1 protein-coding gene is annotated in these 222 nt (G+C 65.3%); it reads left to right on the top strand.

Going from position 1 to position 222, the window contains the following annotated elements; genetic code table 11:
* Window positions 1-222 (top strand): hypothetical protein (locus GV790_RS30460; protein ID WP_163818233.1); only part of this gene is annotated, 222 nt, incomplete at both ends.

Raw genomic sequence — 222 nt, 5'->3', positions numbered from 1 at the left:
GAAGCGCCGCCGATGTCGGAGAAGATTCTCCAACTCGTCCGCTACCTGACCTGGTTCGTGCTGCTGTCCGGGGTCTGCGGCATCATCTACGCGGGCGGCAAGTTCGCCTGGGAGAAGTGGAGCGGCGGTTCGTTGCAGTCGCCGAAGATGGTCGCCGGCGCGATGATCGGCGGCACGGTCGCCACCAGTGCGGGCACCATAATGAATGCCGTGCTCGGCACC

It is taken from the genome of Nocardia cyriacigeorgica (genome assembly GCF_010858045.1).
GTDB classification, from domain to species: domain Bacteria; phylum Actinomycetota; class Actinomycetes; order Mycobacteriales; family Mycobacteriaceae; genus Nocardia; species Nocardia cyriacigeorgica_E.
The sequence above is the reverse complement of the archived record's forward strand: the minus strand, read 5'-3'. Positions and strand labels throughout refer to the sequence as shown.